At 73.8% G+C, this 13,485-nt stretch carries 14 protein-coding genes; 7 read left to right on the top strand and 7 right to left on the bottom strand.

Features of this window, described 5'->3' with window-relative positions; translation table 11 throughout:
* Positions 1 to 184 precede the first annotated feature (184 nt).
* Positions 185 to 838: a helix-turn-helix domain-containing protein gene (locus ACFXG1_RS16570; protein WP_384722788.1), complete on the bottom strand. Its 654-nt coding sequence runs from the start codon at positions 836 to 838 to the stop codon at positions 185 to 187.
* A gap of 213 nt (positions 839 to 1,051) precedes the next feature.
* On the opposite strand from ACFXG1_RS16570, the gene ACFXG1_RS16565 reads away from it, so the two are divergent.
* Positions 1,052 to 1,663: a hypothetical protein gene (locus tag ACFXG1_RS16565; RefSeq protein WP_384722790.1), complete on the top strand. Its 612-nt coding sequence runs from the start codon at positions 1,052 to 1,054 to the stop codon at positions 1,661 to 1,663.
* A gap of 145 nt (positions 1,664 to 1,808) precedes the next feature.
* Here ACFXG1_RS16565 and ACFXG1_RS16560 read toward each other — a convergent pair whose 3' ends face one another.
* Positions 1,809 to 3,263, bottom strand: a complete 1,455-nt coding sequence (locus ACFXG1_RS16560; protein WP_384743122.1) for an MFS transporter — start codon at positions 3,261 to 3,263, stop codon at positions 1,809 to 1,811.
* 504 nt (positions 3,264 to 3,767) lie between these two features.
* On the opposite strand from ACFXG1_RS16560, the gene ACFXG1_RS16555 reads away from it, so the two are divergent.
* Positions 3,768 to 4,478, top strand: coding sequence for a polysaccharide deacetylase family protein (locus ACFXG1_RS16555; protein ID WP_384718716.1), 711 nt, complete (start codon positions 3,768 to 3,770; stop codon positions 4,476 to 4,478).
* Between the two features lie 113 nt (positions 4,479 to 4,591).
* Here the strand turns inward: ACFXG1_RS16555 and ACFXG1_RS16550 are convergent, their stop codons facing one another.
* Together ACFXG1_RS16550 and ACFXG1_RS16545 are read right to left on the bottom strand one after the other, a co-directional pair.
* Complete coding sequence (locus tag ACFXG1_RS16550) at positions 4,592 to 5,344, bottom strand: PIG-L deacetylase family protein (RefSeq protein WP_384718714.1); 753 nt, start codon at positions 5,342 to 5,344, stop codon at positions 4,592 to 4,594.
* Between the two features lie 49 nt (positions 5,345 to 5,393).
* Entirely contained in the window at positions 5,394 to 6,695 is a 1,302-nt protein-coding gene (locus tag ACFXG1_RS16545; protein ID WP_384743119.1) for an alpha/beta fold hydrolase, read from the bottom strand.
* 151 nt (positions 6,696 to 6,846) lie between these two features.
* Between ACFXG1_RS16545 and ACFXG1_RS16540 the strand changes: the two genes are divergently transcribed.
* Genes ACFXG1_RS16540 through ACFXG1_RS16530 form a run of 3 tightly spaced genes read left to right on the top strand, consistent with a single transcriptional unit; the run spans position 6,847 to position 9,860 of the window.
* Entirely contained in the window at positions 6,847 to 8,010 is a 1,164-nt protein-coding gene (locus tag ACFXG1_RS16540; protein WP_384743116.1) for an ABC transporter ATP-binding protein, read from the top strand.
* A 30-nt stretch (positions 8,011 to 8,040) separates the two neighbouring features.
* The gene (locus ACFXG1_RS16535) at positions 8,041 to 8,565 is read left to right on the top strand and encodes a GNAT family N-acetyltransferase (protein WP_384723094.1); all 525 of its coding nucleotides are present in this window, start codon (positions 8,041 to 8,043) and stop codon (positions 8,563 to 8,565) included.
* Positions 8,566 to 8,567: 2 nt separating this feature from the next.
* Positions 8,568 to 9,860: a hypothetical protein gene (locus ACFXG1_RS16530; protein ID WP_384743113.1), complete on the top strand. Its 1,293-nt coding sequence runs from the start codon at positions 8,568 to 8,570 to the stop codon at positions 9,858 to 9,860.
* A gap of 48 nt (positions 9,861 to 9,908) precedes the next feature.
* Here ACFXG1_RS16530 and ACFXG1_RS16525 read toward each other — a convergent pair whose 3' ends face one another.
* The 3 genes from ACFXG1_RS16525 to ACFXG1_RS16515 are packed head-to-tail and all read right to left on the bottom strand — an operon-like array spanning position 9,909 to position 12,237.
* A complete protein-coding gene (locus ACFXG1_RS16525; protein ID WP_384721830.1) occupies positions 9,909 to 10,868 on the bottom strand; it encodes an ABC transporter substrate-binding protein in 960 nt (319 codons plus the stop codon).
* A complete protein-coding gene (locus ACFXG1_RS16520) occupies positions 10,868 to 11,542 on the bottom strand; it encodes an ABC transporter permease (protein WP_384721833.1) in 675 nt (224 codons plus the stop codon). Before ACFXG1_RS16520 ends, ACFXG1_RS16525 begins: the two co-directional genes overlap by 1 nt.
* Positions 11,539 to 12,237: an ABC transporter permease gene (locus tag ACFXG1_RS16515; RefSeq protein ID WP_384721836.1), complete on the bottom strand. Its 699-nt coding sequence runs from the start codon at positions 12,235 to 12,237 to the stop codon at positions 11,539 to 11,541. Before ACFXG1_RS16515 ends, ACFXG1_RS16520 begins: the two co-directional genes overlap by 4 nt.
* 223 nt (positions 12,238 to 12,460) lie before the next feature.
* Here ACFXG1_RS16515 and ACFXG1_RS16510 point away from each other — a divergent pair, with 223 nt between their 5' ends.
* Both ACFXG1_RS16510 and ACFXG1_RS16505 read left to right on the top strand, forming a co-directional pair.
* Positions 12,461 to 12,880 carry a hypothetical protein gene (locus tag ACFXG1_RS16510; protein WP_384743108.1) on the top strand — a complete coding sequence of 140 codons (420 nt, stop codon included), beginning with the start codon at positions 12,461 to 12,463 and terminating at the stop codon, positions 12,878 to 12,880.
* Entirely contained in the window at positions 12,873 to 13,430 is a 558-nt protein-coding gene (locus ACFXG1_RS16505; RefSeq protein ID WP_384722737.1) for a TetR/AcrR family transcriptional regulator, read from the top strand. Before ACFXG1_RS16510 ends, ACFXG1_RS16505 begins: the two co-directional genes overlap by 8 nt.
* Positions 13,431 to 13,485 lie beyond the last annotated feature (55 nt).

Here is a 13,485-nt window from a genome sequence, read left to right as displayed (position 1 = left end):
CGGTGGTACGTACGGGACTCGGGCGCATACTAAGCGGTTGCTTGACTGGGCGGAAGGCCCCGAACGGGGTCGGAGGGGCTCGGACGGACCCTGACCGGCTCTGACCGACTCCGACCCGGTGCTGACGGGCGCTGACCGGCCCGGCGGCGGACACGGCCAAGCGGGGAGCCCGGGCCGCCGGGCGTCAGCGCGCGGCGCGGGGGCGGGGCTTGGCGCGGACGTGCATGCGTTCGCCCTGAGGGCCGAAGAGGCTGAGGATCTCCACCGGGGCGTCGCCGGACGCGCAGAACCAGTGGGGGACGCGGGTGTCGAACTCGGCCGCCTCACCCGGGCCGAGCACCAGGTCGTGCTCGCCGAGGATCAGCCGCAGCCGCCCGTTGAGCACGTACAGCCACTCGTACCCCTCATGGGCACGAGGGTCAGGATCGCCGGTGACCGGCTCCAGGACCACCTTGTACGCCTGCAGTCCGCCCGGTTTGCGGGTCAGCGGCAGCATCGTCCGGCCCTCCCGCACGATCGGCTTGGAGCGCACCCGGGGGTCCTCCACCGCCGGCGCGCCCACCAGGTCGTCCAGGGGCATGCGATGGGCGCGGGCCAGCGGCAGCAGCAGTTCGAGGCTCGGCCTGCGCTGCCCCGACTCCAGCCGGGACAGGGTGGAGACGGAGATCCCCGTGACCTCCGAGAGGGCCTCCAGGGTGGCGCCCCGCTCCCGTCGGATCCGGCGCAACCGGGGCCCCACACCGTCCAGTACGGCGCCGATCCGCTCGGTCTCCCACTGCTCGCCGTCCGGCCGTTCACCCTGTGCGCGCCCGGCGCGCTTCCGCTGCTCCCCGGTCATGGCTCCATTGCAGAACCGGCAAGGTGGTTTGTCAAATCCGGAAGAACGCACGGGCTTCGGTCCCGAACCCGCGGACCTGAACCAGCGGACCCGCCTCCGGCGGCGGGAGGCCCGTCCCGGGATGCCCGTGGCAGGGGGCCGGGCCCGTACTCATGTACCGCCTGAGTAGGGGAGCGCATGTCCCGCCTCCTGAGCGCGTCCTACGCTCCCGGCATGCAGAATCAGCCGCCTCCCCACGCCGCCCGGCCGCCGCTGACCGCGCGGCGCCGCCGCGGGTCCCGTGCGGTCCTGTGGACCGTGGGCACCCTGGTCGCCACGGGCGTGCTCGCCGTCGGCGGTCTGTGGTGGAACGGCCCGCCCTATCCGGCTACCGACCCCGACCGGATCGCCGAGGGCCTCAAGGCGCAGGCGCAGGTGGTCTACGACGATCTGGCACTCCCCGGCCGCCCGGCGGCCGGCGGCACCGTCGCCACCAGTACCTGCCCCTACCGGGGACTGCGCGGGCTGGTGACGCAGCGGATGCGTCCCGATGTCGCCGGGTTCTGGCTGCACTGGAAGTTCGAGGACACCGATCCGGCGACGGCCCGTGCGGGCCAGGACCGGGTACGGGCCCGGCTGGAGCGGCTCGGCTGGCGGCTGGTCAGTGAGAACATCGCCTCCGACCAGGGGTTCCGCTATGTCGCCCCGAGCGGCGACGACAAGATCGACGTCAACTGGTACCGGGCGACACGGATTCTCGCCGTCACGCTCCACTCGCCGTGCGGGGTCCTTCCCGAGGGTTACGACGAGTCCGACTGGCCCGCCGCGCGGTGGACCGCGCGCTGACCGGCGGGGCCGCGGGACCGCGGAGTCGCGGAGTCGTGGGGTCGTGAGCGGGCGCGAGGGGACGCGAGGGGCGCGGGGTCGTACCGCCACCGTACGGCGGCGGTACGACCCCTTCGCGTGCCGGCCGTCGGCTCCGCCGTCCCTGCTATCCCTTCCCTCCCTCCGATTCCCGTGCTCCGGCCACCGGTTCGCCCGGCGTCTCCTCGGAAGGCGTGCCCTCGGGTGCCGTACCGCCGCCGGGCTTCCGGTCGCGGGGCGCGATGAACGGCAGGACGACCGCCGCGGCGACCACTCCGGCGAGGGCGTACAGGAACGCCGTACGGAAGCCCGCCACCCCGGTGACGTCCGTCGCGATCCCGACCAGGACCGCGAGTCCGAGGGATCCGCCCAGCTGGTCGACGGAGCGCTGGACGCCCGACGCGACTCCGGCGTCGTCGGCGGTGACCCCGTGCAGGGCCGCGTTCTGCAGGGCGATCAGACCGATGCCCATACCGGCGGCGACGCCCACCATGCCGGGCAGGACGTCGACGGCGTAGGTGCCCCGGTCGGGCAGCCGGGCCAGCCAGGCCAGACCGGCCGCCGTGAGGACGAGACCCAGGGTCGCCGTATAGGTCACGCCGATCGCGCCGATGAGCCGCGACACCTGGGAGACGGCGAGGAAGAGGGCCGCGCAGAAGGGCAGGAAGGCCAGCCCCGCCGCCGGCGGGCCGAAGCCGATCACATCCTGCAGATAGAGCGTCAGCAGGAAGAACGCGGTCGAGAGCGCCGCGCTCAGCAGGACCGTGACACCGTTGGCGACGGCCCGGACGCGATGGGTGAAGAAGGCGAGCGGGACCAGCGGATGACGGGTCCGCGCCTCCACGACGACGAACGCGGCCAGCAGTACGGCGCCCGCCGCGACGGCCGTCGGTACCGACTCCACGATGCCGAAGACGAAGCAGAGCGGACCCGCGGTCAGCAGGGCGGCGCCCGGCAGATCGAGGGGCCCGGTCCGGCCGCGCGGCCCGTCGGCCGGGACGAGCCTCGGCGCGAGCAGCAGCACGGCAAGGGTGATCGGCACATTGACACCGAAGATCCAGCGCCAGTGCAGCAGTTCGGTGATCACTCCGGAGAGCAGGACACCGGCGACGAGACCGCCGACCGAGATCGCGCCCCAGATGCCGAGGGCTTTGGCCCGTTCGGCGGGTTCCGGGAAGAGGAGCGCGATCAGCGACATCGCGGCGGGGGACGCCAGCGCCTCACCGGCGCCCTGGGCGAACCTGGCCCCGATCAGCGTCGGCAGATCGGGCGCCGCACCGGCGACGAGGGACGCAACGGCGAACAGCGCTGCGCCGAGCAGGAACATCCGGCGGCGGCCGAGCAGATCGGTCACCCGCCCGCCGAGCAGCAGCAGACCGCCGCCGACGAGCGTATAGCCGGTGACGACCCAGGAGAGGGAGTCGGTGGGGGCGCCGAACTCGGCGCCGATGGACGGCAGCGCCACATTCACGACGGTGACGTCGAGGGCGATGAGGAACTGGAGGAGGGAGAGCAGGGCGAGCGTCGGCATCCGGCGGTCGACGGCACGGGGCGCTCCCCCGTTTCCGGGAAGGGCGTTCACGAGTGGGGTGCTCCAGGCTACGGAACGTCACGACCAGAGGGTCGTCGGGACGCTTCTGTACCGGCACGGCGATCCTGCCCCACCGGTGGAACCGGTGCGGCCACGGCCATGGCGCGATACGCCCGCACTACTCGGTAACTGCTACACCCATGCGGGGATCCTAACGCGGGCGCCCGCCCGCCGCGCAACCGGATAACGGGACCGGTGGCGACGATCGAAGGGACGGGTCGGGACCGCCCCGCCGATCCCAACTCGCCCCGGGTAATCGGGAATTACTCGTCCGTAACGACTCCGTTTCGCGTTCAATGGTCTCCGGCCGACCCGCGCACAGGTGTGCGAGACAACCCGGCCTCGCGTGGACGGGCAGGCGGGAACGGCACACAGGGTCAGGGCAACGCTCCGGGCGGCGCGCGACGCGCCGGCCGGGGTGGCGGCCGCTTCTGTTCCTCCCGGCCACGGCGATCCACGACCGAACCGAGAGGACGCGCAATGAAGAGGCGAGGCATGACCCGGATCTGGCTCGGTGCCGCCCTGGCGACCGTGATGTCGCTGGCGACGGCGCCGGCGGTGGCACACGGCGACTCCGGGAGCGGCGGCCGCTGCTCCGGCGGATACGCCGCGATCACGTTCGACGACGGGCCGACGGCCGACACCCCCGCGTATCTGGAAGCCCTGCGCGACGCCGGGGACGTCCGGGCGACGTTCTTCACACTGGGCACCCAGGCCGCCGCCCGGCCCGACCTGACCCGGCGGATCGCCGCCGACGGGCACCACATCGGCAACCACTCGTACACCCATCCGAACCTGGTCGCGCTCGACGCCGCCACGGCCTTCGCGGAGTTGCGGGACACCAGCCGGGTCGTACGGTCCCAGACCGGCCGGTCGCCGAAGCTCTTCAGACCCCCGTTCGGCAGCACGGACGCCCGCACCCGGCAGGACGCGGCCCGGCTGGGCATGACCGAGGTGATCTGGACTGCCGACACGGTGGACTGGAGCGGAATCTCCGCCGACGCGATCGCGGCGAACGCGCTCACGGTGCGGCCGGGCGGCATCATCCTGCTCCACGACGGTCTGAAGACGACGCTCGCCGCCATCCCGAAGATCGTGGACGGACTGGCCGAGCGCAAGATGTGCGCGGGCCGGATCGCGTATTCGAAGGAGCCCGTGCAGGCGTGGCCCGGCTTGACGTTCCACGCGAAGGCCGTGCGCTGGTAGCCGGCGGCGGGGCCTGTTGACCGGGGCCGCCGGGGCCGCTCCCTCGTCCGGAGGGGGCGGCCGTCGCTTCCGCGGGTGTGCCGCGGCGGGTCCTCGGCCGGCGGGCGGCGCGGTCAGCGCGGGAAGAGTTCGAACGCGACCGCGGGCCTGCCGCCGAACCGGCGGCCGGTGGCCTCCGCGGTCTCCGTGAGGAAGCCGCGGCAGTACGTCTCGGGGTCCTGGTCCGTGAGCACCTCGATATAGGTGCGGTGCTCCATCAGGGACGCGACGGAGCGTTCGAGTCCGGCGGACGCGTCGACCGCGTGGGTCGGGGTCGTCGATCCGGCGACGGCGACCCAGCGGACCCCGTCCCACGGTTCGAGGCCCTGCTCGTCGACGAGTTCGGGGAAGATCCAGCGGTTGCCCGCGTCGGCCGCCGCGTCGAGGGTGGCCCGGCCGACCGCCCGGTGGTCGGGGGTGTTCCAGTGCGTACCGCCCCAGGTGTCCCGGTGGTTGAGGGTGATGACCAGTTCGGGCCGGTGGCGTCGGATGGCCGCCGCGATGTCGCGGCGCAGCGCCGTACCGTACTCGATCACCCCGTCGCGGTGGTCGAGGAACTCCACGGTGGTCACCCCCACCACGGCCGCGCTGGCCCGCTGCTCGCGCTCCCGCAGGGGTGCGCACTCGGCGGGCGGGACGGTGTCGATGCCCGCCTCCCCGCGGCTGGCGAGGAGGTAGGCGATCTCCCGGCCGCCGTCGGTCCATCCGGCGATCGCGGCGGAGCAGCCGTATTCGAGATCGTCGGGGTGGGCGACGACGGCCAGGGCGCGCCGCCAGTCGTCGGGCATCGGGGCGAGCTGGTCCGTCTGGTCCGTGGCGTCGGTCATGATCGCAGGATACGTCGCGGCGCCCGGTTTCCCCGGGGGTGCGGGAGGCTCAGGTCTCGCCCCGGACCAGGCCGATGAGCCGGTCGAGTACGTGCGGGCCGGTGCGGAGTCCGTCGTGCTCGTACTCGTCGGTGACCCAGGTGCGCAGCCCCCGGACGGCGCGCGCGGTCTCCAGGGAGTGGGCGGTGTCGACGTACATGTCGTCGTGGTAGACGACGGCGGCGACGGGCACCTCGTTGGCGGCGAGCCGGGCGGGGTCGTAGAGGGCGGGCCAGTCGGCGCGGTGGGCGAGCAGTTCGGCGGCCTCGCGCAGGGGGCGCAGGGCGGGGTCGCTCTCGAAGTGCCAGGGGTGGATCGTTTCGCCGGTGAGGAGGACCGGGTCGTCGCCGTCGAGGGCGGCGCGGGCGTCGAAGGCGGGGAACTCGGCGCGGACGCGCTCGGCGGCCCAGCCCGTCGGCCGGTCGCCGGCGCCGCCGTAACAGGCCTCGTGGAGCAGGGCGTACAGGGGATGTCCGGCGAAGGAGAGGGCGGCGAGCGCCGACTCCTGGAAGGCGTCGGACAGTTCGAGGCGGTCCCCGGCCCGGATGAAGGCGTCGGCCAGCAGGTAGTGGAGCTGGTGGCTGCCGTCGGCGGTGCCGAGCATCAGCCCGAGCGACTGGAACGCCTCGGGGGTCAGGACGTAGCCGCCGGGCAGGACCGTGCGGTGCTCGGCGAGATGGGCGGCGATCCGGCGGACGCGCGCCACATCGTCCGGATAGCGGTCGTAGTGGGCCTCGTTCTTCCGCCGGATCCGGGGGTACGCGGCCCGGTAGACGTCGTCCGCGTGGTGGTGGAGGCTCGGCAGTCCGCCGGTGATGAGGACTTCGCGCAGCCCCTCGGGGGCGGTGCTCAGATAGTGGATGGCGCAGAAGCCGCCGAAGCTCTGGCCGAGGACGGTCCAGGGGGCGCCGCCGGTGAGCCGGGTTCTGACGGCCTCGCAGTCGCGGACGATGCTGTCCGCGCGGAAGAGGGCGAGATGGCCGGCCTGGGCGGCGGGGCCGGCGAGCGCGGCGAGCGACTGCCGGTTCCGCGGGGTGGAGGCGCCGGTGCCCCGCTGGTCGAGCAGGAGGACGCGGTAGTCCCGCAGGGCCCGGTCGAGCCAGGCCTGACGGCCGGTGAGCCGGCGGGCGCCGAAGCCGGGGCCGCCCTCCAGATAGACGAGCCACGGGAGATCGCCGCCTTCGGCGCGGCCGACGGCGGCGATCTCCCGGCCGAAGAGTTCCAGCTGTCCGCCGTCCGGGGCGTCGTGGTCGAGGGGGACGGTGAAGCGGTGGTCGGTGACGACGACGCCGGGCTGGTGGTAGCGGGCCACGGATACTCCTGCCGGGTGGTTGTTACGTACATGGACATGCTCGCCCATGGGATCACACAGGGGTCCGGTTCCCGGTCCCGGCACCGAGGGGCCGTCCCCGGACGGTGGCCGACCGTGTGCGCGGCGGCGGACCCGCTCCTAGCGTGGGGGCATGATCCGGTTCGAGCAGGTCGGCAAGGTCTATCCGGACGGGACGACCGCCGTCGAGGGGCTGTCGTTCGAGGTCGCCGAGGGCGAGCTGGTCACCCTGGTCGGGCCGTCCGGCTGCGGCAAGACGACCACCATGATGATGGTGAACCGACTCATCGAGCCGACCTCGGGCCGGATCAGCGTCGGCGGTGAGGACGTCACCGCCGTCGACCCGGTGAAGCTGCGGCGCCGGATCGGCTACGTCATCCAGGGCGCCGGGCTCTTCCCGCACCGTACGGTGCTCGACAACACCGCCACCGTCCCCGCCCTCCTGGGCTGGAAGAAGGCCCGCGCCCGGGCCAGGGCCGCCGAACTGCTCGACATGGTCGGCCTCGATCCGAAGACGTACGGCTCCCGTTACCCGGCCCAGCTCTCCGGCGGCCAGCGGCAGCGGGTGGGGGTGGCCAGGGCGCTCGCCGCCGATCCGCCGGTGCTGCTGATGGACGAGCCCTTCGGCGCGGTCGACCCGGTCGTCCGCGAACGGCTCCAGAACGAGTTCCTCGCCCTCCAGGCCGCCGTCCGCAAAACGGTCCTCCTCGTCACCCACGACATCGAGGAGGCGGTACGGATGGGCGACCGGATCGCCGTGTACGGGCAGGGGCACATCGAGCAGTACGACACCCCGGCCGCGGTCCTCGGTACCCCGGCCACCGACTACGTGGCCCGGTTCGTGGGCGCGGACCGGGGCCTCAAACGGCTCTCGGTCACCCGGATCGAGGCAGACGACCTCGAACAGCCGCCCGTGGCCCGTACCGACGAGACCGCCCGCGACGCCGCGGCCCGGCTGAGGGGCCAGGGCGCCCGCTGGGCCGTCGTCCTCGGCACCGGCGGCGATCTGCACGGCTGGGTCGCCGCCGACGCCCTCGCGATCGCCGGACAGGAGGGCACGGTCGGCGATCTGGCGCGCCGTATGGAGGCCTGGGTCCCGTTGGGCGCCCCGCTGAAGAAGGCGTTCGGCGAGATGCTCCAGCACGACGCGGGCTGGATCGCGGTCCTCGACGGCGACCGCTTCGCGGGGGTGCTGACCCCGGCGAAGCTGCACGAGGCGCTGCGCCGTTCGGTGGACGCGGACGCGCAGGGCGTGGCGCGGGACGAGGTGGAGTTCGACTCGGTGTCGGACGCGTGAGTCGGGGCGGGCTTCGGCATACTGCCCCGTATGGTGATCATTCGGGAAGCCGGGGAGCGGGACTGGCCGTTGTGGAGCGCGCTCCGGCGGACAGCGCTGGCCGACGCCCCGCACGCGTTCACGGCACGGGCCGCGGACTGGCACCGGGGCGAGGAGGACCGCTGGCGGACCGCGTCGGCGACTCCGGGGTCGTACAACATGATCGCCGAACGGTCGGGGGAGCCCGCGGGGATGGCCCGGATCGTCCCCACGGACCCGGTGACGGACATCGTTTCGTACGATCTGCGTTCGGTCTGGGTCTCCCCCACCGCCCGGGGCCTGGGTGTCGGCGACCGGCTGATCGCGGCCTGCGAGGAGCGGGCGCTGGGCGCCGGTTCGCGGTCCCTGCGGCTGCTCGTCGTGCCCGGCAACGCGACGGCGATCGCGCTCTACCTCCGCCGCGGCTTCGTCACCACGGACGACCCCGGCCCGCTGCTGCCGGACGGTGTCACCCGGCAACGAGTCATGCGCAAGCCCCTGACGGCCGGTCCGCTGCCGCGGGGACCGTTGGGGTAGCTGTGGGCCCAGGGCCCCTGGAGCAGATGGTCGTCGCCCTGGTGGAGGCGGTGTCGCGCGATGCTCTCATCGGATTGGGCTACGGTGCTGGTGTGCTGATCACGGGTGGGGAAACGACCGCGCCGGGGACCGCCCTGCTCATCGCGGCGGCGCCGGTCGGACGGGGGCGTCTGATCGACGCCGGGTCGGTGCTGCCCGCGCTCGCCGCGGTTCCGCCGAGCGCGCTGACGGGCACCCCGGCCGCCACGGTCGTGGAGCTGGCGGACCCGCTGGACCCGCAGACCGTGCTCACCCGGATCCGGGCCGCCGCGACGGCGGAGGGACCGCTGTTCCTGTACGTCACCGGTCAGCTCCAGCTCGACCGGCGGCAGCGGCTGCCGCATCTGGCGCTCGCCAGGACCACGCCCACGACCCTGCGCTACACGGCCCTGCCCTGGCACTGGCTCGCCTCCGAACTGACGATCCGCCGCCCGGGGACGACGACCGTCGTCGTCGATCTCGTCACCGCGCCCGATGTCTGGCAGCGGCTGACCGACGAGGGTCCCCGGCTGCTCGCGCTCGGTTCGGCGATCCGGCTGTACGGGCAGGTGGCGCCGCCGCCGACCCGCCGGGAGGCGGCCGTACCCGGCTATCTCGGGGCGTGCGCCGCGATCTGGCGCAGCGGCGCCCGGCCGGCTCCGGCGGCGCTGCACGAGCAGGCCGCGCAGCAGTCCGGTGCGGTCGGGGCCCTGCTGCTGGCGCCCGTACCGGTCGTCGTGCCGCCGCGTGCCGCGGGGCCCGTGACACCCTCGGGCCCGGCGGCCCCGCCGGTGCCGGCGGGCGCCGCCCCCGCGCCCGTGGCGCCCGAGGATCCGCATCCCGCGATCCTCGCCGCCGCGCAGGCCGGGCGGCACGGCGAGGCCGCGGCCGTCGCCGCCGCGTGGGAGCAGCGGGAACTGCGCGCGTACGGCCCCCGTTCGCCCCAGGCGGTCCACTGGCTGGAGGTCCGGGCGGATCTGGCGCGGCTCGCCGGCGATCCGGCGCTCAGCTGTGAGCTGTGGATGACGGCCGCGGACGCCCGGCTGGCGGGGCGGCAGGCCCCCGACGATCCCGATGTGGAGGGCGCGGTCGACCGGGCCCACCACCAGTGGGAGCAGATCCGTGACATGGAGCGGGCCCGGGGCGCGGCGCCCCGGCTCGTCGCCCTGCGCCGACGGGTGCCGGGCCGCCAGCGGGGGGCGTTGCGCGTTCTCCAGCGGCGGCTGGAGCAGCTCCACGCCAGGCCACCGGTCACCGGGAGCCCGGGCGGGGCCTGAACGGGGCCTGAGCCCGGGACCGGTCCGCCCGGGTTTCACACCCGGGTGTCACAGCAGTCCCTTCCGCTCCAGATAGGCGCGGGCCACGTCCTCCGGCAGTCGGCGCCAGCTGTCGACCTGTTCGTTCATCGACGCCAGATCGGCCGTCGTCAGGACGGTGTTGAGCGCGGAGAGGGCGCGGACGACACCGGGGCCGCCCGCCCGCGCCCGGTTGACCACGGGCACGATGTAGTCGGCGTTCTGGAGGTGCTTGTCGTCGGCGAGCAGGACCAGGCCGAACTGGTCGAGCGTGGCGTCCGTGGTGGTGGTGAGCACCATCTGGTCCCGGCCGCTCTGGACGGCCTGTTTGGCCTGGGTGGTGCCGACGCCCTTGGGGTCGACGGCGACGATGTCGATGCCGTACGTCTTCCTCAGCCCGGGTTCGCAGTAGGGGCGCTGGACGCATTCGTCGCCCGCCGCGAGCCGGACCGGGAGCTTCGACCGGCCGAGGTCGCTCAGGGTCTTCAGGCCGTGCTCGGCCGCGTAGGCGCGGGACACGGCGAAGGCGTTCTGGTCGACGGCCCGGCCGGGGTCGAGGACGGTGAGGCCGCGCGGTGCGGCGAGCCGGCGCAGCGCGGCCATCGTCTTCGCCGGGTCGGGTGATCCGACGGGGGGCGCGTCCGGCCCGTGGGTCTTGGCGTTCAGCCAGTCCGCGAAGGTGGCCGCGTACTCGGGTACGACATCGATCCGGCCGGTCTCCAGCGCCGGTTCGTAGATCTCCCGGTTGGTGACGGAGAGGATCCCGGCGCGGTATCCGGCGTGCCGGAGCAGCAGGGCGTACATCTGGGCGAGCAGATCGCTCTCGGTGAAGCCGGCCGAGCCGACCGTCAGATCGCGGCTGTCGCCGGGCGGGGCGGTGACATCGCCCTGGTGCTCCAGCGACGGACCGGTGGAGCAGGCGGATACGGCGGTCAGAAGCAGCGCGACGGCGGCCAGCGCCGTCCGGATCCGCCGGGGTCGGCGGCGCATCAGACGGCCGTCCGCCGGATGCCCGCGGGGACGAGGCGCTCCGCGAGGACGCAGACCCCCTCGACGAGGAGGGCGAGTACGGCGACCAGGACGGCGCCCGCGACGACCTGCGGGGTGGACGCCAGATTGAATCCGGCGGTGATGATCCGGCCGAGGCCGCCGCCGCCCGCGAGCGCGGCGATGGTCGCGGTCGCCACGAGCTGGACGGCGGCGATCCGCACCCCGGTGAGGATCAGCGGCAGGGCGAGGGGGACCTCCACCCCGCGCAGCAGCTGGCGGCCCGTCATACCCATGCCTCTGGCGGCCCGTACGACGTCCCGGTCGACGCCGCGCATCCCGACGTACGCGTTGGTGAGCAGCGGCGGTACGGCGAAGAGCACGAGGGCGATGATCGTGGGCCAGGCGCCGTACCCGCCGATCGGGCTGAGCAGCAGCAGGACGAGGACGGCGAAGGTGGGGACCGCCCGGCCGATGTTGGAGATGTTGACGGCGAGCGCGCCGCCGCGGCCGATATGGCCGAGGACGAGGGCGACGGGGAGGGCGATCAGACAGCTGAGGGCGAGACAGACGACGGTGAGGAAGAGGTGTTCGGCCAGCCGTTGGGCGATACCGCCGTCGCCGGACCAGTGCGCGGGGTCGGTGAGCCACTGCCACGCCTGGGAGAGGGTGTTCACCCGGCGGCCCCTTTCCGCTCCCGGGCCCAGGGGGTGGCGAGCCGCTGGAGGAACAGCAGGAGGAGGTCGGCGGCGACGGCGATACCGACGCAGAGGACGGAGGCGGTCAGGACCTGGGCTTTGAAGTAGGTGTTCATCCCGGAGTAGATGAGGTTGCCCAGGCCGCCGTAGCCGACGATCGCGCCGATGGTGACGAGGGAGATCGCGGAGACGGTGGCGATCCGCAGTCCGGCGGCGGCCGCGGGCAGCGCGAGCGGGAGTTCGACCGTCAGGAGCAGCCGGACGGGACCGTAGCCCATGCCCCGGGCCGCCTGCCGGGTCTCCTCCGGGACGGCGCGCAGTCCGGCGAGGACATTGCGGACCAGCAGGGTGAGGGAGTAGAGGACGAGGCCGGTGACGACGAGGGACGCGGAGAGTCCGTAGACCGGGAGCAGCAGGGAGAACATCGCGAGCGACGGGATGGTGTAGAGGATCGTGGTCACGGCGAGTACCGGTCCCGCGGCCCATCGCCAGCGGCGGGCGGCGACGGCGAGGGGGACGGCGAGGACGAGGGCGAGCGCCACGGCGGCCGCGGTGAGCTGGAGGTGCTGGAGCACGGCGTCCAGCAGGATCTCGCGGCGGGTGGAGAGATAGGCGCCGCAGATCCATTCGTTGCGGGCGAGGCAGTCGTCCGGTGGGGTGCCGCTCGCGGTCATCTGTTCATTGGAGCCCGGGGGCGGACGGTGCGCGCGCCGTCTCGGCCGAACGGGCGATCCCGGGAGCGGGAACGGGTCCGGGATGTCCGCGATCCCAGGTCCGGGGACCAGGGGCCGGGGGCTGGGATGTCCGCGGCGTCGCACCCCTGGACGGCTAACGGCGTTAGCCCTAAGGTGGGACATACCGAGCTAACACTGTTAGCCAGAGCTGAGGGAGAGTGCGATGAGCGTTCGGACTCCGGAGGCACCCGCCCGGCCCGCCCCCTTCACCGGCGGCGGCCGGACCGCGCCGCGGCCGTGGCGCGACCGTGCGGCGACAGCGTCGTGGCGCCCGGACACACGGCCCTTCGGCATCGCCCGGGGAGCCCTCGCGCTCTTCCTGGCCGCCTTCGCCGTCTTCGAGGCGCAGAAGTACGGACTGTCCACGACCCTCGCCGCGCTGCTCCTGTTCGCCGCCCCCGGCCTCGCCCACCGGGCCGTCCGGGGGCGGGGCCCGGTGGCGCGGATCGCCTCCAACGGCTGGATCCCCTTCGCCGTCCTGGTGTTCTACACCTTCGGCCCGCTGGTCTGGCCGCCCCTGTTCACCGCCGCACTCGCCTGGCAGCTCCGGATCGTCCTGCGCCGGCCGGTGCGCCGTGGCTGACCGCGCCGCCCAGATCGTCGCCGCGGCGCGGGGGATCCTGGAGGAGGAGGGTGTGGAGGCGATGTCCATGCGGGCGATCGCCGGACGCGTCGGAATCCGTGCTCCGTCCCTCTACAAGCACTTCCCCGACAAGGCCGCCATGGAGAACGCGCTGGTCGTGCTTGGGATGACGGAGACGGCCGACCATCTGGCGGCGGTGGAGGCGGCCGAGCCGGGACTGCTGCCCCTGGCCCGCGCGTACCGCGAACACGCCCTCGCCCACCCGCATATGTACCGGCTGACCGCCGCCCGGCCGCTGCCCCGGCACGCACTGCCGGAAGGCCTGGAGGAGCGCACCGCGGCACCGCTGTTCCGGGCCGTGTGCGGGGATCCCGACCTCGCCCGGGCGACCTGGGCGTTCGCCCACGGCATGGTGATGCTCGAACTCGACGGCCGGTTCCCGCCGGGCGCCGATCTCGACAGGGCGTGGGCGGACGGCTGTACCGCCTTCGCGGCGGCGGCGTCGGCCCGGCGGCGCGCGGAGGACACTCCGTCGGAGCACACCCACTGACCTCCGGAGCACCATCCGTCCCCTTCGTTCCCCTCGTTCCCTTCGTTCCGGCCAA

Source organism: Streptomyces sp. NPDC059248 (assembly GCF_042753905.1).
In the GTDB taxonomy this organism is placed as follows: Bacteria; Actinomycetota; Actinomycetes; order Streptomycetales; family Streptomycetaceae; genus Streptomyces.
This window is presented reverse-complemented; position numbering and strand designations above follow the sequence as displayed.